A 21,764-nucleotide genomic window follows, 5' to 3' on the forward strand; every position below is an offset into this window, starting at 1 on the left:
CTGACACGATGGCCACGTGTCCTGATGATGCAGCCGCGCAGTGAAGGGGGCATGCCATGATGGCCACCGAGCCGGCTCAGCTGGCAACGTTGATCGTTACCGGCGGCGCGGTGGGATTTGCCGTGGCGACCGCCCTGTGGGCCTGGCGCCTGACCGAAGGCGTGCGCACTGCAAGATCCCACTGGCAAAAACGTATTGCCTGGCTTGAAGACCGCCTGGCCCGCGCAGACAGCGTGTTCGGCGCCCATCCCGGCCTGGTTCTGGTCTGGGAGACACCGCCCGATCCTGACGCCGCCGGCTGGTCCTCGCCGCGCGTCTATGGCTCACCCACCGCCCTTGCCTCTCTGGTCCAGTTTGCCGATCTGGGCTCTGGCGTGATGAACGAGCCTGATCCGGCGACCGCCCTTCTGGACGGCATCGCCGATTATGAGGCGCGCTCGGCAGGCGGAATGGAAACCACGCTGCGCCAGCGCATGGGCGAGCTCATGCGCGAGGGCAAACCCTTCTCGCTGACCGTATCGGGCCCGTCGGGACGCTTTATCGAGGCCGATGGCCGCCCGGCCGGATCGCAGCTCGTCCTCTGGATCGCCGATGCGACCATTCGCGGCCTTGAGGAATCCGGTGCGCGCGGGCGGCTGGAAGAGGCCCGCTCGGTCGTGGCAGACGATCCACTGGCTTTCCTGGACATGCTGGGCAAGGCGCCCTTCCCCTCCTGGCGCATCAGCGCATCCGGGCGGCTGCACTGGGTCAATCCGGCCTATGTGGAGGCCGTCGAGGGCAGAAGCGTAGCCGATGTGATCGACCGGCAGCTCTTGCTGGAGCCGGGCCTGCCTGCGCAGGCGGGTGAGGCGCTGAAAGCCAGCGCTCCGGTGGCCCATGTGCGCGGCGCGGTCATCAAGGGCGAACGCCGGGCGCTGGACGTGGTGGTCTTCCCCATCTCTGGCGGCGTGGCGGGCGCAGCCTTTGACATCACGCGCGGCGAAGAGGCGCGCGCGGCGCTCAAACGCTTCCGCGAGGCGCATGACGAGACGCTGAACCACATGGCAGAGGCGGTCGCCATTTTTGACCGCACCAAGCAGCTCATCTTCTACAACCGCGCCTTTGCCCGGCTGTTTGCGCTGGAAGAGGCGGTGCTCAATGACCGGCCCTCGCACGGCGCGCTGCTTGACCGGCTGCGCGAAGACCAGCTTCTGCCGAACTCCGCCAATGCCGACTACAAGAACTGGAAAGCCGGCGAGCTGGCCTATTATGAGCGCCCGCCGGGCACCGAGACGCCCGATGAGCTGTGGCCGCTGGGCGATGGCCGCACCTTGCGCGTGGCCCGCCAGCGCCATCCGCTGGGCGGCGTGCTGCTGATCTTTGAAGACATGACCGACCAGCTGGCCCTGCAGGCGCGCTACAACACCCTCATCAAGGTGCAGCGCGCCACGCTGGACCGGCTGCATGAGGCGGTGGCCGTGTTTGGCCCGGAAGGCGAGCTGCAGCTGCACAATCTGGCGTTTGAAACGCTGTGGAAGCTGGCCCCGGAAACGCTGGAGAAGGCCGACTTCACCGCCATCGCCGATGCCTGCCACGCGCTTCACCCCGACAAGGAATCCTGGGCGGCCATCAAGGCGCGTATCACCGACACTTCACCGGAATCGCGCACCGCCAAGACGGGCGAGGTACGGCGCGCCGATGGCTCGGTGCTGACCTGGCTCAGCCGTCCGCTGCCCGATGGCGCAACCCTGATCGCCTGGGACGACATCACCGATACACGCCGGGTGGAAGAGGCGCTGCGCGACCGCGCCGAGGCGCTGGAAGCGTCTGAAAAGATCAAGACCGGCTTTGTCGGCCATGTCAGCTATCAGCTGCGCACGCCCCTGACGACTATTGGCGGTTATGCCGACCTGCTGGCAGGCGGGTTTGCGGGCCCGCTCTCTGACCGGCAGAAAGACCCGATCGCCGCCATCCAGACCGCCTCTGCCCAGCTGGCCAAGCTGATCGACGATATTCTGGACATTGCCGCCATTGATGCCGGCCAGCTGGAGCTGGATCTCGGCGATACCCGGCTTGATGCGCTGGCCGCCGAGGCCGCAGAGCTGGTCATGCCGCGCGCCGAACACGCCGGCATCAAGCTGAACGTCAATGCCGGCAAGGGCGAAGGACCAGTACGCGCCGATGGCGCCCGGCTGAAACAGGTGCTCTACAACCTGCTCACCAATGCGCTCGATCATGTCGATCAGGGCGGCCGCATCGAGGTGGGCGCCGAGGTGAAGGGCGGCGAGGCGCGCCTGTGGGTTGCCGACAATGGCGAGGGTATCGACAAGGACAGGCAGGCAAGCGTGTTCGAGCGCTTTGAACGCGGTCAGTCGAACCGCGCCGGGGCGGGCCTCGGCCTCGCTCTGGTGAAGGAAATCGTGCGCCTGCATGGCGGCTGGGTGGAGCTGGACTCCACGCCCGGACGCGGCACGAAAGTGACCTGCCATCTGCCGGTCAACGCGCCGCTGGACCATGCCGCGCCGGAGCTGGACCTTGCCAGCGCCCGCAAGGAGCGGGGCAAGGCCTGATCAGTTCAGGGCTTCGGCGACCATGTCGGGATGGCGGGCAATCACCTGCACATAGGCAATCGCGAAATCTGGCGCGGTAACGCGCGCCTGCTCCCAGTCGCGCAAGGTGCCGACCGGCACGCGGAAGCGCTGGGCGAACTCGGCCTGCGACAGGCCGAGATTATTGCGCGTCTGCCGGATCAGCCGGGCCCGCTGCCCGCGCTCCATGCCTTCAGCGGAGACGGCGAAATCCTCGTCATCCATGGGGTCAGCCGGCAGAATGATAGGCTCTTTCTTCACCGGAATTGCTCCTGCGAACCGAGATGAAGCGGGGGCGGCCACCCCGCCACGTAAACACACCAGTGAACAGCTTTGCCTCCACCGCGCCGATCACCTTGAACCGCTCTTCACCGTCAACAGGACGGATAGACGGCAGGATCAGATGCCCGGCATCGCGGAAAATCCGGTCACCAAAAGCCAGTGACAAGCCGTGCTTTGCCAGATTGGCGGCATCCTTGGCCGGATCAAACCTGTCGCTCACCGCAAGACTATACGGAATTTCCGTATTTTGGCAAGCAACCTAAACCCGCAGCTCCCCGCTCTCGATAGCGGCGCGGATCTCGGCGGTCAGGGGCACATAGGCCTTCTGTTCGGGGTGATCGATATAGAGCGGTTCGGAGATTTTCGCCGGATCCCACCCTTCGGCCACCAGATCGGTCTTCTTCAGCTTGAACGTGCCGGTCGTGTGCTCTGACGGGTCTTCCTGGTGGATGCGCACAAAGAGCGGGCGGGCATAGGCCGGCAGCTCCTTGGTCACATGCGCATGAACGGTGGCGAGATCGAAATCCTTGTTCACCACCAGAGCGGCCATGCCGGCCTTGCCGGGATAATCCGCCACCGGCACGCCATAGATATTGGCCTGCACGATGCCCGGCGCCATGCCCATGATCTCGGCCACTTCCGAGGTCGCCACATTCTCCGATTTCCAGCGGAAGGTGTCACCCACCCGGTCGATGAAGTAGAAATAGCCTTGCGCATCGCGCTTCATCAGATCGCCGGTGCGGAAATACAGATCGCCCTTCTTGAACACGTCGCGCAGGAGCTTCTTCTCGGTCGCTTCCTTGTCGCCATAGCCGTCAAAGCGGTAGCGGGCATCATCGGGGCGTATCTCGCCAATGGCCTCGCCCACCTCATCGGGCCCGCACGGAATGCAGCGCCCCCTGGCGTCACGCACAGGCGCCTCGGAATCGAGATCAAACTTCACCAGCGCCGAGTTGAAGCGGCTCCGCAGATAGGGCGGCACGCGGCCAATGGCGCCGGGCTTGGAATCCAGATTCAGGAAGCTGACATTGCCCTCCGTCGCGCCATAGAACTCCATGATGCGCTTGATGCCGGAGCGCTCGACAAAGCGCGGCCAGACATCGGGGCGCAGCCCGTTGCCGATGGCGATGCGGATCTTGTGCTTCTTCTCGTCCGGCGAGGGATCAGCGGCCACAAGGAAGCGGCACAGCTCGCCGACATACATGAACATGGTCGCGCCATGCTCGGCGGCGTCCTTCCAGAAGGCGCTGGCGGAAAACTTGCGGCGCACGATCAGCGCCCCGCCCTTGGAGAGCGCGCAGCCCACACCGCACAGCCCGCCCGTCGCGTGATAGAGCGGCAGCACCATCATCATGCGGTCTTTCGGCGAGGCGTTGGACGCCACCGCAAAGCCCTGCAGGTAGTAGAGCGAACGGGTGTGCGCCACGATGGCCGCCTTGGGCAGGCCGGTCGTGCCGGAGGTGTACATTTTCAGGCACGGATCCTTGGCCAGAAGATGCGCGCGGTGCTCACGGCCGGGGCGCTCGTCAGAGACAGCCGCCAGCGCGCCACCGAGATCCTGCCCGCCGGGCACGGACGCGGCATCGCCATCAAAGACCCAGGGCGTGATCGGGCCGATGGCCTCGGCAGAGGCTGCGTAGGCGGCGCTGAGTTCCCCCTCGAGAATCACATGGGCGGCCTCGGCGATATTCACCCCGTGGGCGAGCGCCTTGCCGGTCACCTGATTGTTCAGCAGCGCGGCAATGACGCCCACTTTCGACAGGCCGAACCAGAAGGCGATGTATTCCCAGCGATTGCCCATATAGAGCGCAACCGTGTCACCGGGCTTGATGCCGCTGGCCAAAGCCCAGTTGGCGACCCGGTTCGCAAACGCATCAAACGCGCCATAGCTGATCGTCGAGCCGTCCTCGAGGATGAAGGCCGGGCGGGCTTTGTGCGCGTCCACATTGCGCTCGAGAAGGTCCGGCGTCAGATCGGTTGAATCCGGCGTGATCGACTTGAGCGTTTTCAGGAGCCGGATCAGCTCCTTGGTGTAGAAAATCTCACGCTGGATTGCGCTGAAAAAACCCATCTGGTCTGATCTCCCGCTAGCCGCCTCTTGCCGGGCGAACCCGCGACAGTAAATGGCACGGGGGACGGGTCAAGACAGGGCCGTGTGCGCGACGCCGCAAAGCGCAGCACGTGCAGCATGGCTGCGGCCAGACCTACTGCTGTGACATAAAAACATGCATGCATCCGTGTGCCAGCAGGTTAATCCGTATTTCTGGTGGGGAAATAAACGGGGAGTATATGGTTGACGAACGACAATGGGGCCGGGCGTGAGGGGACGCCTGGCAGGTGGGGACTAGCGCTGCGGGCTTTGCGGCTTCGCAGCAATATGAAGCAGGACGATGCCGCGAGCCGGCTGAAAGTCAGCCAGTCTTATGTCTCGCGGCTGGAGAACGGGGTGATCGAGCCGTCGCGCGAGATTGCCGCGCGCCTGCGCGAATTGCTGCGCAATCCGGTGCACCGGCCTCTGGTGGACCAGCTGCGCGCCATCGTGCACCACTCGCCTCATGCGGTGGCGCTGCTGGCATACCGGGACGGCGCGGTCGCGGTCATCGAAGCCAGTTCACGATACCGCCACGCCGGGCCTCCTTTTGAGGCCTACACGCCGGGCATGGAAACCGCCGATCCGCTGGGTCAGGCCGTGTCGGACATAGTCCGGGAAGTCCTCGCATGCGGCGCGTTCGAGGGTGATGTCGCCTGCGTGGAGCGGATCTGGCGGGCGCCTGTCGATGGCGAGAGACGCTGCTTTCATTCAGTGCAGACGCCGGTCTTCACCGGCAGTGAATGGCTGGTGCATTCCGCCACCGCCACGATGAGTGCTGAATCGTACGATGCTTTCCTGCGCAAGAATGGCGGACCGGAAAGAGTGCACGATTTCCGGGCAGCGCAGACAGAGTAAGCGCCGGAATTCGTTTATGCTTCGCTCTGAGACGAACACCGGCACGATTAACTGCCGCGGTCTCTCAGGGGGCGCGGCAGCGGCATTTTCAAGGATCGAAACCCATGTTCCTCACCCGCCTCGTCTATCACAGCGTCGCTGATTTCATGTCCGGATCGCGCAATGTATCCGACGAGATGGGGCGCATATTGTCAGCCGGCTTGCGCAACAATCCGCCCGAAGGGCTGACCGGCGTGCTGGCCGTTGATGGTGACCGTTTCCTGCAGGTGCTGGAGGGATCGCGCCAGGCGGTGTCCGCCACCTTCCGGCGCATCGCGCGGGACACCGCACACCGGGGACTGGAAATCGTGTTTTGCGGCGAGGTGGACCAGCGCTGCTTTGCCGACTGGTCGGTTGCGGTCCTGCGCGAGGAAACGCTCCCGGCCGCAGAGGGCCGGGACGTGGATTATGAGCACATTACCGCCGATGGCCTCGTTGAACGGGCAAGGCGGATACGCGAGACGGGGCTGATCGCGCGCAGGGACACGATGCACCCCGTCTCATCGTGAGCGGCCTTGCCGGCCTGCCTACCAGCGGGCCGCTTCCTCGCTGGAGCCGCTATCGCCTTCATCGCCCAGCGACATCTCGTGCCACATGGCGTTCAGGATGGCGAAGGAGCAGGCCAGGCCAATGCCGAGTACCCAGGCAAAATACCACATATCAATCCGGTCCTTTCAGGGCCTAATAGTAGTCGCCGCCACTGGTCACATCCTCGGTCGTCACCCGGCCCCACATCACCTTGAAGGCCCACGAGGTGTAGGCGAGGATTATGGGCAGGAAGATCGCTGTCGTGATCAGCATGATGAACAAGGTGAGATGGCTTGATGAGCTGTTCCACACCGTCAGGCTGGCATTGGGTTGAATGCTGGACGGCAGGATGAAGGGGAACATGGACAGCCCCGCCGTCGAGATGATCCCGAAGGTGGAGAGCTTGGAGCCGATAAAGGTGATGCTCTCCGAATTCAGCCTCAGGCCTGCCAGCGCCGCAAACGCCCCGCCAAAGCCCAGCACGGGTGCCAGGATCATCCAGGGATGGGCGGCATAGTTCGACAGCCACGCGCCTGCCGCCGCCACCGTCTCGGCCCGCAGCGGGTTTGACGGGCCTGCCGGATCGACATCGCCCACTTGCGCAAAGCCGTAAGGGCCATAGGCCATGACCAGGCCGCCGCCGGCAAAGAGCACGATCGAGGTAATGGCGAAGATGGGGGCAAGCGCGCGTGCGCGGTCCCGCACCGGGCCATATTCGGCCTTCATCGACAGCCAGGCCGCGCCATGCAGGCCCATCATCGTCACCGACAGCAGGCCGCACAGGATCGCGAACGGATTGAGAAGGTCGAAGAAAGACCCATCCCAGAAGGCGCGCAGATCGTCATCCAGCCGGAAGGGCAGGCCCACCAGCACATTGCCGACCGCCACCCCGAACAGGAGCGCGGGCACAAAGCCGCCGGTAAACAGCGCCCAGTCCCACATGGCCCGCCAGCGCGGATCTTCCCGCTTGGAGCGGTATTTGAAGCCGACAGGACGCAGTATCAGCGCGGCCAGCAGCACGAACATCGCCAGATAGAGGCCAGAGAACGAGACTGCATAGACCATCGGCCAGGCGGCAAAGATCGCCCCGCCACCCAGGATGAACCAGACCTGGTTTCCTTCCCAGGTCGGCCCGACCGTGTTGATCGCAACCCGGCGTTCAGCATCGGTCTTGGCCACGAAGGGCAACAGGCCCGCCACACCAAAGTCAAACCCGTCCGTCGCGGCAAAGCCGATCAGGAGGACGCCCAGCAATCCCCACCAGAGGACGCGCAGGACTTCATAAGAAATCGGGATTTCCATCTTGCGGTTCTCCTATTCGGCCGGAATGGGGGTCATGCCGTCATCGGCAATCGCGGGCTTGTGGGTGGGGCGGCGCGCCACATCACCGCCCTTGCCCGCATAGGGGCCCTTGCGGATGAAGTGCAGCATCAGCATCACCTCGACCACGGCCAGCGCGCCATAGAGCGCGGTGAAGCCGGCAATGGTCATCCATATCTGCGTGGCGTTGAGGCTAGAGACGCCAAGGAAGGTGGGCAGCATACCCTCGATGATCCAGGGCTGGCGGCCATATTCGGCCAGCAGCCATCCCAGCTCCGCCGCGACCCATGGAAGCGGCAGGGAGAACAGCGCCACCCACAGGAACCAGCGCGTCTCGTGTTTTCGCATCGTGCAGAGCACAAAGGCGGTGCCGAAGAGAAGGATCATGTAGAGGCCGATCCCCGCCATGAAGCGGAAGGACCAGAACATGACCGGCACGTCGGGTATCGTGTCGAACGCAGCCTGCCTTATCTGGTCAGGCGTCGCGTCCCGCGGATCTGCCATATAGCGCTGCAGGAGCAGGCCATAACCAAGGTCGAACTTGGTCTCCTCAAACTGCGTGCGCGCTTCAATATCATTCTCGTCGGCGCGCAGTCTTTGCAGGGCGTCATAGGCGCGTATGCCGTTCTCCACGCGCGTCTCGGCGATGGCGACGAGGGGCAGAATGCCCTGCACCTCCTGATCGAGCGAACGCGTGGCGATAAGGCCCAGCACCCAGGGCACATCCACCGCAAAATGCGTGGTCTGGTTTTCCACGTCCGGGAAGCCCACAAGGGTGAGCGGTGCGGGCGCCTCGTGCGTCTCCCACATCGCTTCAAGGGCGGCGAGCTTCATGCGCTGGTTGTGGGTGAGCGCGTAGCCGCTCTCATCGCCCAGCACCACGACCGAGAGCGAGCCCATCAGGCCGAACGCGGCCGCGACCGTCATCGAGCGCTTGGCAAAGCCGCGATGGCGGCGCTGCAGCAGGAACCAGGCCGAGATCGCCAGCACGAAGAGCGCGCCGGTGACATAGCCGGCCGCAACCGTGTGGACGAATTTGGCCTGCGCCACCGGATTGAAGAGCACGGCCATGAAGTCAACGACTTCCATGCGCATGGTCTCCGGATTGAATTCGGAGCCCACCGGGTTCTGCATCCAGCCATTGGCGATGAGAATCCACAGCGCGGAGAGATTGGTGCCGATGGCCATGAACCAGGTGACGGCCAGGTGCGCCTGCTTGCTCATCCGGTCCCAGCCGAAGAAGAACAGGCCCACGAGCGTCGCCTCGAGGAAGAAGGCCATCAGGCCTTCAATCGCCAGCGGCGCGCCGAACACATCGCCCACATAGTGGGAGTAGTAGGACCAGTTCATGCCGAACTGGAACTCCATCGTGATGCCGGTGGAAACGCCGAGCGCGAAATTGATGCCGAACAGCGCGCCCCAGAATTTCGTCATGTCTTTCCAGACCTGACGGCCGGTCATGACATAGACGCTCTCCATGATGGCGAGCATGAAGGCCAGGCCCAGCGTGAGCGGCACGAACAGGAAATGGTACATGGCTGTCAGCGCGAACTGCCAGCGTGATAGGTCGGCAACTTCCATGTCGATCATGGAAAAACTCCCCGCAGCGAAACGAACAAACCGCTTCGGGAAATATCCCTAGCTGATTTGCGGACTTTTATCCCTATGCACGTTCGGGTTTTTTGTGGATAGCGCGCATTCTGACGCAGGGGGGGGTGACGCACGGGGGAGCGGCCGCGCTTACCGCTTCTCGTCATGCCCGCGCAGGCGGGCATCCAGAGATCGTAAGGCGAGGACAGCGCCAAGTGGCTCTGGGTTCCCGCCTGCGCGGGAACGACGAGAGTAAGGGAGATCCCCCTTCCACCCAAAAGCGGGACAGATTGCGGGGATAGATCGCTCCCTCTGACGCCCATCTGCCTGTGGCGGTTTTGCCACATGTGAAAATGGGCCTTCCGAACCTATGAATCGGGGGTGCGCGTACCCACGTTCGGGCGTTCAAACCTATAAAACGGGGCTTTCATACCCATGGCCGATTTTGACTATGATCTCTTCACCATCGGGGCCGGTTCAGGCGGGGTGAGGGCCTCGCGCCTGGTGGCCATGAAGGGGCATAAAGTGGCCGTGGCCGAAGAGCACCGGCCCGGCGGCACCTGCGTGATCCGCGGCTGCGTGCCGAAGAAGTTCATGGTCTATGCCTCTGGCTTCAAAAAGCAATTCGAGCTGGCGAAGGCTTATGGCTGGTCGGTGGAGGCGCCGCAATTTGACTGGCCTAAATTCCGCGATGCGATGAATGCGGAGGTGGACAGACTATCCGGCATCTATGCGAAGAATTTGGCCAATGCGGGCGTGGAACTGATATCCGAGCGCGCCGAATTCATCGATGAGCACACACTGGAGCTCAAACCCAGCGGACGGCGGATAAGCGCAAAAACTATCCTCATCGCAACAGGGGGAAGACCCAACGTGCATGAGGGGCTGGAGGGGTGCGAGCTGGCCATCACCTCCGACGAGCTCTTCCACCTCAAACGCCTGCCGAAATCCATGGTGATCGCGGGCGGCGGCTATATCGCGTGCGAATTCGCGCAAGTGTTTGCGCAGATGGGCGTGGAGGTGACGCTGGTCTATCGCGGCGACATCGTTTTACGCGGGTTTGACGATGATGTGCGCGAGTTCGTCCATGAGGGGTTGAAAGCCTCCGGCGTGCGCGTGATCACGCACACCGTGTTTGAAAAGATCGCTGATAACGGCGATGGCACCAGGATAGTTCACCTGAAGAATGGCGATGAATGCCCTGTAGATGAAGTGGTTTTCGCGATTGGCCGCGATCCGCACACTAGCGGGCTGGGCCTGGAGAAGGCCGGCGTGGAAACCGGCGCGCGTGGCGTCGTGAAGGTCGATGAGTACTCGCGCACCAGCGTGCCGCACATCTATGCCGTGGGCGATGTGACCGACCGGGTGAATCTGACGCCGGTGGCCATCCGCGAGGCGATCTGCTTTGCCGAAACGGCATTCGGGGACAATCCAAGTGCCTATGATCACAGCAATATCGCCAGCGCCGTCTTCACCCAGCCGCCTGTCGGCACGGTGGGTTTAAGCGAGGCGCAGGCCCGCGCCGAGTTTGGCGATATCGATGTTTATAAAAGCGTTTTCCGGCCGATGAAGGGCATGCTCGGGCCCAATCCCGACCGCATGCTGATGAAGATGATTGTGCAGCGCGGCACAGAAAGGGTTCTCGGCGTGCATATTGTGGGCGATGATGCGCCAGAGATCATTCAGGCCGTCGGCATTGCCGTGAAAGCCGGGCTGACCAAGGAACAGTTTGATGCCACCTGCGCGGTGCATCCAACCGTTGCCGAAGAGCTTGTAACCATGCGGGAAAAATGGATCCCGCCGGAATTGAAGGTGACGCCATGAGTGGATGGAATCCGTCTAGCTGGAGGACGAAAAAAGCCCTGCAGCTGCCGAACTATCCTGACGCGGCCGCGCTGGAGGCGGTCGAGGCGGAGCTGTCGCGCCGTCCGCCGCTGGTGTTTGCCGGCGAGATACGCCGCCTGCGCCGCCAGCTGGCCAATGTCGCCTCTGGCCAGGCTTTCCTGCTGCAGGGCGGGGATTGCGCGGAGAGTTTCAAGGAATTCTCCGCCGGTAATGTGAGGGATACATTCCGCGTGCTCTTGCAGATGGCGGTGGTGATGACCTTCGCCGCGGCAAAACCCGTGGTCAAAGTGGGGCGGATAGCCGGGCAGTTTTCCAAGCCGCGCTCGGCCGATACAGAAGTGATAGACGGCGTTGAGTTGCCGTCCTATCGCGGTGATTCCATTAATGATATGGCGTTCACGCCGGAGGGGCGCGTGCCTGATCCGCAGCGCCTTGTGCGGGCCTATGACCAGTCGGCTTCGACGCTCAATCTCCTGCGTGCCCTGGCCTCTGGCGGCTATGCCGATCTGCACAATGTTCACCAGTGGACGCTGGATTTCCTGTCGGATAGTCCGGCCGGGGAGCGCTATCAGGAATATGCCGACCGCATCACCGAGGCATTGTCCTTCATGCGCGCCTGCGGGGTGACGGCCGATGCCGCGCCCTCGCTGGAAGGCGTTGATTTCTATACCTCTCACGAGGCGCTGCACCTGCCGTTTGAGGAGGCGATGACCCGGATGGAGACCCAGTCCGGGCGCTGGTACGGCACGTCTGCGCACCTGATCTGGATCGGGGATAGAACCCGCCAGCCGGACGGGGCGCATATCGAATATTGCCGCGGTGTCGAGAACCCGATCGGGCTGAAGTGCGGGCCCACGCTCGACCCGGATGAACTCATTGAACTGATTGACCTTCTCAATCCGCGCAATGAGGCGGGCCGGCTGGTGCTCTATGCCCGTATGGGCGCTGGCAAGGTGGAGAAGGGCCTGCCGCCGCTGGTGCGCAAGGTCGTGGCCGAGGGCCGCAATGTCGTCTGGTCGTGCGATCCCATGCACGGCAATACGATCAAGGCTGGAAACGGTTATAAAACAAGGGCCTTCGACCACATCCTCTCCGAGCTGAGAAGCTTTATCGAGGTGGTGCGCAGCGAGGGCGCGGAGCCCGGCGGCGTCCATTTCGAGATGACCGGACAGGATGTGACCGAGTGCGTGGGCGGGGCAGGGCATCTGTCGGAAGCCGACCTTTCCAGCCGCTATCACACGCATTGCGATCCGCGTCTGAATGCCGACCAAGCCCTTGAAATGGCATTCCAAATTGCGGATGCGCTCAAACCCGCTGCGGCCGTGCGCGAAGCGGCTGAATGATCGCTAACTAGCTAATATATATGCGTTGTCATGCGCCGCGCCTGCTTCATGGGCGTGGCGCATGCTGCCGCCAGTTTCAACTGTCCACCCGGCTTGATCCCCGCCCCAGACCGGCTATGTGACGGTCCCGTGACACTTTGGTGACAGGGCGGGCGGACGTGATCATGAGCAGGGGCAGGGGATTGTTCGCGGCCGCCGCGATCTGGCTGTCCGGTGCCGCTGCTCACCCGCAGGCTCCTCAACCTTCTGTGGAATTGGAGTTTTCCGGCTCTGCGCGTGTACGCGCGGAAACGCTCGGCGCGCACTACCGGGCCGGGATGAACGGTTCGGACCAGCTGCTTTCAACTCAGCTTTTCCTGCGCGGCGAGGCCCGCCTGGAATCGGTTACGCTTGTCGGAGAACTCATTGATGCGCGCGGCTATCTTCAGGATGACGGCTCGGTCATTTCTTCGAGCGCCTACAATGCGGCGGACATTTTCCAGCTGTATGCCGAAGCTCAGGTGTCGAGCCAACTTACTGCCAAAATTGGTAGATTTACGATGCCGCTCGGCTCGGGGCGCCTGTCCGACGCCAGCTCGTTCTCCAACATGCCAGCCAATTTTGAAGGTGTGCGGCTCCAGCTCGACATAGATGAAAACTGGCGGGCCATTGGCTTTTTCACGGCGCCGGTGATCCGCGACCCGGCAGACCGGCAGGCACTGGCGGATAACCGCATGGGACTTGACTACGCGGACTGGCATACGCGGTTTTACGGCGCCCATCTGTCGCGCAACGGCTTGCCACATGGCCTGCGGGCAGAGGCCTATGTCTTCGCGCTCGACGAGAATGGCGGCGCACGCCTGGTAACCCCGGGCGTGCGTCTGCGCCGCCCTCCGCAAGAGGGGCAGTACGACTTCGATGCCGAGCTAATGCTCCAGACCGGGCACACCATTATCGGCGCCACCCGCCGTGATGTCAGTGCAGCGGCGTTTCAGGCGAATACGGGCTATACGTTCGAACGCGAAAACCCGGTCCGCCTCTCGGCCCATCTCAGCTATGCCAGTGGTGACCGGCAGCGCAGCACAAGCTGGAACCGCTTCGATCCGCTGTTCGGCGGACGCGGGTCTGATTACGGCCATACCGGCCTGTTCGGTCCAATAGCGCGGGAAAACCTCATCAGCTACGGCGCGCGCGCCGAGTGGAGCAACGGGCCGGTACGCGCACGCCTCGTCGCCCATGATGTCTATCTTGCCTCACGGACAGATAGCTGGGAGCGTGCACGCCTGCGCGATGGTAGCGGCAATTCGGGTCGTCATATCGGCCAGGTGATCGATACGCGGGTCCAGTGGGACGCCGTTCCCGAGCGCCTGACGGTGGAGTGGGGCGCAGCGGCGCTCATCAAGGGCGACTTCGCCCGCCACGCGCCGGGCGCTCCTGATACTGGCAATTCACTATACAGCTATCTCTCTCTGAGCACACGTTTCTAAGCGCCAACCGCCTGCCTGTGTTGAATAAACGGTCCGGATCGCAAGTGCTGGCAGGCGGTGCTGCGCAAGATGATTAATCGTGAAGTCACGAATTTAAGACCATATCGGCCCATCTTCCCCGTTGGAGCCCGATATGAAACGTCTTGTACTTTCGACCATTCTTTCGTCTGCGGCTGCCTTTGGCGTCGCGCCTGCCTTGCACGCCCAGGCCGGCGATGCAGAGGCTTCCCCTTTCACGCTCTCCGGTTCGGCGCGCATCCGCTATGAATCGATCAGCGACCTGTTTCGCGCAGGAGCAAACGGCTCTGACCAGATGCTCTCTACCCGCGTGCGCATCAAGGGCGAGTATGATGCCGGCCGCGTCGTTTTTGGCGGCGAGTTTCTGGACGCCCGTGCCTGGCTGACCGATAGCGGTTCGGTGATCCCTAACGGCAGTGTCAACGCGGCGGAGTTGCTTCAGGCTTATGTGCGCGTGCCCTTCGAGGGCGGTGAGTTTCAGGCCGGACGCTTCGTGATGAATGTCGGATCCGGCCGTCTGGCGACCGAGCAGGGCTTCCGCAACTCGCCGAACAATTTTGAAGGTGTGCGCGGGCGTTTCACCCCGGCGGAAAACTGGAGCGTCGAGGCATTTTTCACCGCGCCGGTGCGTATCGCGCCCGGAGACCGTAATGCGCTGGAAAACAACACGGCCCAGCTCGATGAAGCCGAGTGGGGCACCCATTTCTGGGGTGTTCATGCCACGCGTACCGGCTTGGCCGGCAATCTGCGGGCCGAAGCCTACCTGTTCGGCTTGAATGAAGAAAACGGCGCCGATCTGCTCACTCCGGGATTCCGGATTTCCAGCCCGCGTGCTGCTGGCACCTACGATTTCGAGGTCGAGCTGATGGGCCAGTTCGGCGAGCAGCCGCAGGGCGCCAACACGCTGGACGTGCGCGCCTGGTCGGCCTTTGCAGCCCTTGGCTACAGCTTTGACGCGCCATGGCGTCCGCGTCTGTCAGGGCAGCTGGTCTATGTCAGCGGTGACAGCAATCCTTCGGACGGGGAGTGGAACCGCTTCAACACGCTGTTCGGCCAACGCCGTGGGGATTATGGCACGACGGGCCTGTCCTTCACCCATTTCCGCGAAAATCTGATCGCGTTCGGTCCGCGCCTCGACCTGCGTGATGGTCCGGCAGCGATTACCCTGCAGGTGCAGGAATCCTATCTGGCTTCCGACACCGACCGCTGGCGTGTCGCAAACCTGCGCGATACCACCGGCCAGTCCGGCAGCCGTATCGGTACGCTCGCCGAAGCGCGCATGAGCTACTGGATCCGCCCCGACAGGCTGCAGATCGAAACGGGCGCCATGGTGCTTTTCCGTGGTGATTTTGCCAAAAACGCGCCTGGCGCGCCGACCGGCGACAACCCGGTCTACGGCTATGTCATGCTGAGCGCACCGTTCTAGCCTGATCTTTCTCAGAGTGCGTATCAAGGCCCCGTCCCGGTCAGGACGGGGCCTTTTCGTTCAGCGCTTCCGCTTGCGCCGCCGGGTGAATGTCAGCCCGGTCAGAGCCAGCGCTATCAGGGCGGCGATGACCGCCATCATCAGCGTGTCACGCACATCGCGGCCCAGCGGGTTGGCGAACTGCCATTTGTGAAGCTGGTCAAAGCTGCGCCCCTCCAGTGCCGCAACCGGGCCTGCCTGTCCGGCCTGCGCGAGCAAACCATCTACCGGATCAGCGAACACCGGGCCGCCTTGTGTTTCCACCCGCCAGACCGGCAGGCGCTTGCTGGCAAAGCCGTAATCGCCATCGAATCGGGTCTGCAGGGCGGTCACGCTGTTTGATGGCGCGTCCGCAAGGCGGAGCGCGCGGGCAGCATCATCAAGGGGCAGGTCCGTGCCGTCCCCGGCGAAATAGCGCGCCTCATGGCCCTCTGCCGCGCGCCAGAGCCCGCCTTCAGTGTCCGCCGTGGCCGCCAGATGGGCAAAGCGCCCTTGCGGTACCTCATCAAGCCTGGTGGGCGCAAACAGGGCGGCGTCGGCGCGTTCGGCGGCAAATAGCGATGAGTTCACCCAGGCATGGAAAAGCCCCGATACAGGAAAGGCGAGGGCAGGCAGGGCGAGCGCCAGCCCGGCATAGCGGTGCCATCGGCGCAGCCCCTTTCCCTTTGCGGTAAACGTAAGGCTGATGCCTGCCAGCACCGTGCTGATGAAGATCAGGGTGAGCGCGGTGATGATCAGCAGGCGTAAGGGCTCGACAGGTTTCAGGAAGGAGAGCGTGTGTACGCTCTGGAAGACACGCAGCATCACCCGGCGTGGCGCATTGGTGACCGCGGCCAGCCGGTCCGAGCCGGTATCGACATAGATGGTAAGCCGGTCTGACGTGTCGAACATCACCGCCGTGACCGGCAGGAGCCGGTTGATGGCCGGATAATCCACGTTGAAGGCTGTGATCTCCTCCACCTTGAGTACCGGCACATCGGGGAGGGCGGCGTAGTGGCGGGCGAGCGTGATGGCGTGCTCGCGCGCCGCTTCCGGTGCTGGTTCGCCGGTTGCGGCATTGAGGGCGAGGCGGGGCGTATGCGGATCAGTGCGCACTGACCAGTAGGCGCCGCTAGGCGAGGGCGCCAGCCGGATTTGCCGAGCCTCGGACGGCATGGCGGCGAGGGTGGAGGGGGCCGAAGCCCCCTCCGTTTCGATTTCCAGCGCGGGCGGCATCTGGATCGCGGCTCGCGGCGCGGTCCAGCTCATGATGGGATGGAGGAAGCCTGAAAGCCCCCACATCACCACGGCAAGAACCGCGAGTTGCGGCCCCGTCCGGTGCAGCCGCCGGACATCGATCCTCATTGCCCGCCCCCGAAGGCCAGCGTCACGCCCGCATAGACGGCGCGGGTTTCGCCGGGGGTAAACCGGGTAGGGTTGGCCGTAGCGGCATTGGCCACGGTGGAGACCGCTGACACATAGGCTTCGTCAGTCAGATTGCGGCCCTCGACATAGAAGCCGAGGCGGTCATTCACACCATAACGCGCCGAAAGGCCGACCAGCGTGTAACCGGGGAGCTTTTCCGAGTTCATGTAGTCGGTGAAGCCATCCCCGCTCTGCCAGGTAAGGCTGGGCGCAATCTCGAACGGCCCGATGCCGTAGCGCAGTTCTGCCACCAGACGGTGACGGCCCACGCCCGGCAGGCGGTTATCGCCATAGGTCGTATCGCCGTCGAAACGGAAATCGCCATAGGTGTAGGCCAGACGCGTGCGCCACGTTCCTGCTTCACCCTCATGCAGCAGGGCTTCAGCGCCGAGTTCGAAGCCGGTACGTACCGTGTCATCGGCGTTGAAGATCGCCGCCGGAATGCCGGGCACGATCGTGAAGGCGGTGAACTCGTTATCCAGAGGGATGCGGTAGAGCGCGGCCTCGAAGCGGAAACGCTCATAAGCGCCCCTCAGGCCGATCTCGTAGCTCGTGCCTTCCATCGCGCGGATAGGCGTAAAGCCGCCCACGCCGCCCTGTGTCACGTCGGAGAAGGTGGGCGGCTCGAAGATCTGGCTGATATTGGCAAACCCGGTCAGCGCGTCATCAAAGCGGTAGAGCGCGCCGATGCGGGCCGTGACGCTGGAGAAGCTGACATCCCCGTCTGCCGCCGGGTTGATCCGGTCCTCGACTTCGCGCCGCGTGGAATTGTTCACCAGCCCCGCCAGCAGGTCGAAACGCTCAGTCACGCCCACGCGGGCATCGATAAACGCGTTCGCGCCTGAGCCCTTCTGGCGTGCGTTACCAATCTGGAAGCCGGGCGTGCCGCCATTATTGAGGAACACGCGTGCGTCCGTTTCACCGCGCCGCAGATCGCCGCCAAGCGTGAACTCCACCGGCAGGCCGGCCAGCTCGGCCTCATGGCTCCAGCGGGCAAACAGACGGTAATCCTCCATGTCCTGATCGACGATGACCGGAACCGGGTGCCAGAGCGTGCGCGTGGTCGCGCTGCCGCCGATGGAGAGGCGGCCCGCACCTGTATCAAAATGGGACACCGTCCAGCCGCGCCAGGCGTTCAGGTCACGGCCATAGCGCAACGCGATGGCGGCAGGATCCTGCTGGCGCGGATCAGCCCGCAGCTGGGCCAGCGTCAGATTGCCCGGCATCTCCTGATTGATGTCGCTGCCGAGCACGCCAAAGCGCGTTTCCACCTGATCGTTCCAGCGCCAGCCGAGATCGGCATAGATGCGGCCATTGGACTGGTTTGCGTTGGGACGGAAGCCGTCCTGACGCTGCCAGGTAGCGGCGAGGGCATAGTCCAGATTGCCGTGCGTGCCGCTGGTGCGGCCATGGGTGCGCGTCGTGCCGAACGAGCCGGCTTCCAGCCGGACACCCGACTGGTTGTTCAGCGAGGCCGCGCTTAGCCCCTCAATCTCGATAGACCCGCCCAGCATGGTGGAGCCGGTGCGGAAACCGTTGGCGCCGCGATTGACCGCCATGTGGGAAACGAAAAGCGGATCAAGCTCCTGATAATCGCCAAACCCGTCGGCGTTATTGATCGGTACGCCGTTGAAGATCAGCTCCACACCGCGCAGGTGCATATTGTTGGCAAGACCCGAACCGCGCACGGACAGGCGCGAATCCTCGCCGAACTTGGGCTGGGCCACCACACCGGCGGTAAAGGCCAGCGTATCCGCGAACCCGATCGCGTAGCGCGTGGCGAAGCTTTCCGCGTCGATGATGGAGATATTGCCGGGCTGGCGCGCCGCTTCGGCTGCCGCTTCTTCAGCAGGCGCGGACAAGCGGTAGCCAGTGACGACAACGCGGTCCTGAAGTTCGCCGGCTTCGGCGATATCGGCAAGGGCAGGGGCAGACAGGCCGGCAGCGGCCAGCAGAACGAACCCGGCAGTGCGGGCATGGTATTGGGTTTTCATTGGGGTGTCCCCGAAAGCAGATGCTTGAACAGTGGCCCGCAGCCCCGTTCAGCGTCATGCCGAGGGGGTCAGGCCGTTTGGAGGTCTGTCAGGCTGTTTGAGGGTGGTCCGCGCTGGCCGGGCAGGGCGATATGACCGGATGCGGATTTGCCTGCTTCTGGCGCGTACAGACGGTGAAGCGGCAGGGTGTGGCTCAGCCAGGCCGGGCTGTCGGGCATGACCGCAATGGCGGCAAGTCCGGCAAAGGCGCACGGTGCCTCAGGGGTAATGGGATCTGCGCTATCGGGCGATACGGCCTTGCCGTCGGCATCAAGGACCAGTTCGCGCATGCCCTCGGATGTACAGATGACAAGGGTGAACTGCCCGTCAGCGCCTGCCTGCGGCATCCACCCCGATGGCACCAGGCCACTCATGCACGCCGCGACAAGCGCGAGCGTGGCCATGATCTGGCGAAGGCTGGAAAGCCGGGAGGGGCGGGCGTTCAACATGGGTTGATCTGCTAATGCCGGTTTCTGATGCGTGCAACATCGCGAAGCTGCGGCGAAACGCGCAAACAAAAACGCCGCCAGTTGCCCGGCGGCGTTTTCGCGAAGGGGTGTCGCCCGTCCCGTCCGGGGCGGGAAACGGAAAATCCCTTAGATGTCTTTCAGCGCAGACGCCGGGCGGAACGCCAGCGAGGTCTTGGCTTTGGACTTCATTTTTTCGCCCGTACGCGGGTTGCGGACTTCACGCGCTTCGCGGTGCTTGGCGTGGAAGGTGCCGAAACCGGCGAGCTGAACCGTGTCGCCTTTCTTGGCAGAGGCAACGATGGCATCGACGAAGGTGTCGATGGCGTCGCCGGCCTGGGCGCGGGTGATGCCAGCCTTGTCGGAGATGGCTTTGGCGAGTTCTGCTTTGTTCATGAGGGTTCCCCCCGGTTGTTTGACGCCTCGCCAGCCGCAAGCGGCAGGGTTGGCCGTTCATTGGACGGATGAATCAATCGCGATTCTCATAAGGCATAGCAAGGAAATACAGGGGAGTCGGCAGGTTTTACGCAGGCATCTGCCATTCATCCGATCCATATGGTAAACAAAAGCTTGAAATCTGGCCCGGTGTTTGCGCTACGGAAAGCATGGAACCCAAACGCGCCCCATTATTGAACATCGTCGCCGCGACCGGCCTGGCTGTCAGCGTGGCTGTGCTGAGCTATGCGGGGTTTGAAGCCCTGTTCTCCAGCCCCACCCTGTCGGCCCTGACGGGCGCGGTTGTGGGCGGTTTCGTTCTGGGACGCTTATTGCGTCAGCGCCGGGACACGGCTCACCGCGCGTAAAGCACCATCTGCGTACAGCGGAAGAGGGCGAGCACCTTCCCATCGGCTTCCCGCCGGGCGGTAGCATCCCAGACCTGTGTTGTGCGGCCGAGATGCACCGGCTTTGCCTCGCCCAGCACCCGGCCATCGCGGGCTGTGCCCATAAAGTTCGATTTCAGCTCCACCGTGGTGAAGCTGATCGCGCCTTCGGGCAGATTGGCCATGGCCCCATAACCGCATAGGGAGTCCAGCAGCGCCATGATGCTGGCAGCATGCAGGAAGCCGTTGGGCGCCAGCAATTCCTCGCGCACATCTATATAGCCTTCGACGCGCGCGGGATCGCCATTGGTAATGACCAGACCCACGAGGCCGGGCAGCTTACCGGCGCTGACGGCATTGATGGCGTCGAGATCTGACGTGTTCACACTTTCACCAGCATCTTGCCGAGATTGGCGCCTGTGAACAGGCCGGTGAACGCCTCGGGCATCTTTTCAATCCCCTCATAGACGGTTTCGCGGCTCTTCACCTTGCCGCTCATCATCCAGCTGGAGAGATCCTTGATGAACTCACCCTGCAGGTCGAAATGCTCGGTCACGATAAAGCCGCGCATCATCAGCGACTTCGTGACGATATTGGTCATGTTGTGCGGGCCGGGCGAGGGCGTCTCGTCATTATAGCGCGAGATCATGCCGCAGGCGGCGATGCGCCCGAACTGCTTGAGCACGTCGAGAGCGGCCACCAGATGATCGCCGCCGACATTCTCGAAATAGGCGTCCACGCCTTCAGGGGCCACCTCCTTGATGGCTTTGCGCAGGTCAGGCACGTCCTTGTAGTCGATCGCGGCGTCGGCCCCGATCTCCAGGCAGAAATCGGTCTTGGCCTTGCCGCCGGCGGTCGCGATGACGCGCGCGCCCATGGCCTTGGCAAACTGGATACCGGCAGAACCCACCGCGCCTGCGCCCGCGCTCATCCACAAGGTTTCACCTTCTTTCAGGCCGATAATGCGCTTCAGGCCCGCATAGGCCGTCAGGCCTGTAAGGCCGGCAATGCCCAGATAGGCGTGGGCGGGCAGAAGGTTTGCATCCACCTTCATCAGGCCCTTGGCGGGTGCCACATAAGCTTCGCGCCAGCCGAGCATGCTCATCACGTAGTCGCCCTCTTTCAGGGCGTCGGAGCGTGACTTGATGACCTTGCCGACCGCGCCGCCTTCCATGGGCTTACCGGGCATGAACGGGTCGATATAGGTCTTCAGGCCCGCCATGCGCGGGCGCATGTAAGGATCGACCGAGAGCCATTCATTCGCCACCAGCACCTCGCCCTCGGCCGGCTCAGGCAGGTCCACCTCCGCCAGCGTGAAGTATTCGGGCTTCACCGCACCGGTGAAGTGACGAACGAGATGGATTTCACGAGATTTCATGGACTTACTCTTCAGTTGCGGAAGGGGGTGGAGCTTCGGCCGGCGCGTCGCCGGAGTCGAGGCTGATGGACATGAGTTCAAGGAAGGAGACATCGTAGCCGAGCTGCAGCACCAGTTCCATACTGGCCATGGTCAGGGCCATGATCAGCACGGTTGATGGAATGGTGACCAGAAGGCTCGCAATGAGCAGGCCGACCAGGGCCAGCGGGTGCAGACCATACCCGCCAGAGCCGATCCTGATCAGGGCCACG

21 protein-coding genes are annotated in these 21,764 nt (G+C 63.3%); 8 read left to right on the forward strand and 13 right to left on the reverse strand.

Going from position 1 to position 21,764, the window contains the following annotated elements:
- The first annotated feature begins 56 nt into the window (after window positions 1-56).
- A complete protein-coding gene (locus ACTIGC_RS12680; RefSeq protein WP_439634759.1) occupies window positions 57-2,549 on the forward strand; it encodes an ATP-binding protein in 2,493 nt (830 codons plus the stop codon).
- On the opposite strand, the gene ACTIGC_RS12685 is transcribed toward ACTIGC_RS12680, so the two are convergent.
- From ACTIGC_RS12685 to ACTIGC_RS12695, 3 genes are read right to left on the reverse strand one after another with little or no spacing between them, the layout of a single operon-like run.
- Complete coding sequence (locus ACTIGC_RS12685; RefSeq protein ID WP_127565460.1) at window positions 2,550-2,828, reverse strand: helix-turn-helix domain-containing protein; 279 nt, start codon at window positions 2,826-2,828, stop codon at window positions 2,550-2,552.
- The gene (locus ACTIGC_RS12690; protein ID WP_127565459.1) at window positions 2,797-3,069 is read right to left on the reverse strand and encodes a BrnT family toxin; all 273 of its coding nucleotides are present in this window, start codon (window positions 3,067-3,069) and stop codon (window positions 2,797-2,799) included. Before ACTIGC_RS12690 ends, ACTIGC_RS12685 begins: the two co-directional genes overlap by 32 nt.
- A 39-nt stretch (window positions 3,070-3,108) precedes the next feature.
- A complete protein-coding gene (locus ACTIGC_RS12695) occupies window positions 3,109-4,920 on the reverse strand; it encodes a long-chain-acyl-CoA synthetase (protein ID WP_439634760.1) in 1,812 nt (603 codons plus the stop codon).
- Window positions 4,921-5,142: 222 nt separating this feature from the next.
- On the opposite strand from ACTIGC_RS12695, the gene ACTIGC_RS12700 reads away from it, so the two are divergent.
- Both ACTIGC_RS12700 and ACTIGC_RS12705 read left to right on the forward strand, forming a co-directional pair.
- Window positions 5,143-5,796: a helix-turn-helix domain-containing protein gene (locus tag ACTIGC_RS12700; protein WP_439634761.1), complete on the forward strand. Its 654-nt coding sequence runs from the start codon at window positions 5,143-5,145 to the stop codon at window positions 5,794-5,796.
- 104 nt (window positions 5,797-5,900) lie between these two features.
- The gene (locus ACTIGC_RS12705; RefSeq protein WP_439634762.1) at window positions 5,901-6,344 is read left to right on the forward strand and encodes a BLUF domain-containing protein; all 444 of its coding nucleotides are present in this window, start codon (window positions 5,901-5,903) and stop codon (window positions 6,342-6,344) included.
- An 18-nt stretch (window positions 6,345-6,362) separates the two neighbouring features.
- On the opposite strand, the gene cydX is transcribed toward ACTIGC_RS12705, so the two are convergent.
- Genes cydX through ACTIGC_RS12720 form a run of 3 tightly spaced genes read right to left on the reverse strand, consistent with a single transcriptional unit; the run spans window position 6,363 to window position 9,273 of the window.
- Window positions 6,363-6,494: a cytochrome bd-I oxidase subunit CydX gene (gene cydX, locus ACTIGC_RS12710; RefSeq protein ID WP_127565455.1), complete on the reverse strand. Its 132-nt coding sequence runs from the start codon at window positions 6,492-6,494 to the stop codon at window positions 6,363-6,365.
- A 22-nt stretch (window positions 6,495-6,516) separates the two neighbouring features.
- Window positions 6,517-7,665 carry a cytochrome d ubiquinol oxidase subunit II gene (cydB, locus tag ACTIGC_RS12715; protein ID WP_439634763.1) on the reverse strand — a complete coding sequence of 383 codons (1,149 nt, stop codon included), beginning with the start codon at window positions 7,663-7,665 and terminating at the stop codon, window positions 6,517-6,519.
- Between the two features lie 12 nt (window positions 7,666-7,677).
- Window positions 7,678-9,273, reverse strand: coding sequence for a cytochrome ubiquinol oxidase subunit I (locus ACTIGC_RS12720; protein WP_439634764.1), 1,596 nt, complete (start codon window positions 9,271-9,273; stop codon window positions 7,678-7,680).
- Window positions 9,274-9,708: 435 nt separating this feature from the next.
- Here ACTIGC_RS12720 and gor point away from each other — a divergent pair, with 435 nt between their 5' ends.
- The 4 genes from gor (at window position 9,709) to ACTIGC_RS12740 (ending at window position 15,371) form a co-directional block, all read left to right on the forward strand.
- Entirely contained in the window at window positions 9,709-11,097 is a 1,389-nt protein-coding gene (gor, locus tag ACTIGC_RS12725) for a glutathione-disulfide reductase (protein WP_439634765.1), read from the forward strand.
- Entirely contained in the window at window positions 11,094-12,461 is a 1,368-nt protein-coding gene (locus ACTIGC_RS12730; protein ID WP_439634766.1) for a class II 3-deoxy-7-phosphoheptulonate synthase, read from the forward strand. Before gor ends, ACTIGC_RS12730 begins: the two co-directional genes overlap by 4 nt.
- A 164-nt stretch (window positions 12,462-12,625) precedes the next feature.
- A complete protein-coding gene (locus tag ACTIGC_RS12735; RefSeq protein ID WP_439634767.1) occupies window positions 12,626-13,927 on the forward strand; it encodes an alginate export family protein in 1,302 nt (433 codons plus the stop codon).
- Window positions 13,928-14,060: 133 nt separating this feature from the next.
- On the forward strand, window positions 14,061-15,371 hold the full coding sequence (locus tag ACTIGC_RS12740) for an alginate export family protein (RefSeq protein WP_439634768.1): 1,311 nt from the start codon (window positions 14,061-14,063) through the stop codon (window positions 15,369-15,371).
- A 60-nt stretch (window positions 15,372-15,431) separates the two neighbouring features.
- On the opposite strand, the gene ACTIGC_RS12745 is transcribed toward ACTIGC_RS12740, so the two are convergent.
- From ACTIGC_RS12745 to ACTIGC_RS12760, 4 genes are all read right to left on the reverse strand, one after another.
- Window positions 15,432-16,754, reverse strand: coding sequence for a hypothetical protein (locus ACTIGC_RS12745; protein ID WP_439634769.1), 1,323 nt, complete (start codon window positions 16,752-16,754; stop codon window positions 15,432-15,434).
- Window positions 16,751-18,808, reverse strand: a complete 2,058-nt coding sequence (locus ACTIGC_RS12750; RefSeq protein WP_439634770.1) for a TonB-dependent receptor family protein — start codon at window positions 18,806-18,808, stop codon at window positions 16,751-16,753. Before ACTIGC_RS12750 ends, ACTIGC_RS12745 begins: the two co-directional genes overlap by 4 nt.
- Window positions 18,809-18,876: 68 nt before the next feature.
- Window positions 18,877-19,296 carry a DUF2946 family protein gene (locus ACTIGC_RS12755; RefSeq protein WP_439634771.1) on the reverse strand — a complete coding sequence of 140 codons (420 nt, stop codon included), beginning with the start codon at window positions 19,294-19,296 and terminating at the stop codon, window positions 18,877-18,879.
- Between the two features lie 147 nt (window positions 19,297-19,443).
- On the reverse strand, window positions 19,444-19,710 hold the full coding sequence (locus ACTIGC_RS12760; protein WP_127566681.1) for an HU family DNA-binding protein: 267 nt from the start codon (window positions 19,708-19,710) through the stop codon (window positions 19,444-19,446).
- Window positions 19,711-19,919: 209 nt separating this feature from the next.
- Here ACTIGC_RS12760 and ACTIGC_RS12765 point away from each other — a divergent pair, with 209 nt between their 5' ends.
- Window positions 19,920-20,117 (forward strand): hypothetical protein, encoded by a 198-nt coding sequence (locus ACTIGC_RS12765; protein ID WP_127566683.1) that lies wholly within the window; start codon window positions 19,920-19,922, stop codon window positions 20,115-20,117.
- Here ACTIGC_RS12765 and ACTIGC_RS12770 read toward each other — a convergent pair.
- The 3 genes from ACTIGC_RS12770 to ACTIGC_RS12780 form a co-directional block, all read right to left on the reverse strand.
- Window positions 20,105-20,521 (reverse strand): PaaI family thioesterase, encoded by a 417-nt coding sequence (locus ACTIGC_RS12770; protein ID WP_439634772.1) that lies wholly within the window; start codon window positions 20,519-20,521, stop codon window positions 20,105-20,107. The two genes, ACTIGC_RS12765 and ACTIGC_RS12770, sit on opposite strands and share 13 nt — an antisense overlap.
- Window positions 20,518-21,513 carry an NADP-dependent oxidoreductase gene (locus ACTIGC_RS12775; protein ID WP_439634773.1) on the reverse strand — a complete coding sequence of 332 codons (996 nt, stop codon included), beginning with the start codon at window positions 21,511-21,513 and terminating at the stop codon, window positions 20,518-20,520. The genes ACTIGC_RS12770 and ACTIGC_RS12775 overlap by 4 nt, the downstream gene beginning before the upstream one ends.
- 4 nt (window positions 21,514-21,517) lie before the next feature.
- Window positions 21,518-21,764, reverse strand: a 247-nt coding sequence (locus tag ACTIGC_RS12780; RefSeq protein WP_439634774.1) for a hypothetical protein, incomplete at its 5' end; no start/stop codon positions are given.

It is taken from the genome of Glycocaulis sp. (assembly GCF_051859565.1).
Classification (GTDB): domain Bacteria; phylum Pseudomonadota; class Alphaproteobacteria; order Caulobacterales; family Maricaulaceae; genus Glycocaulis.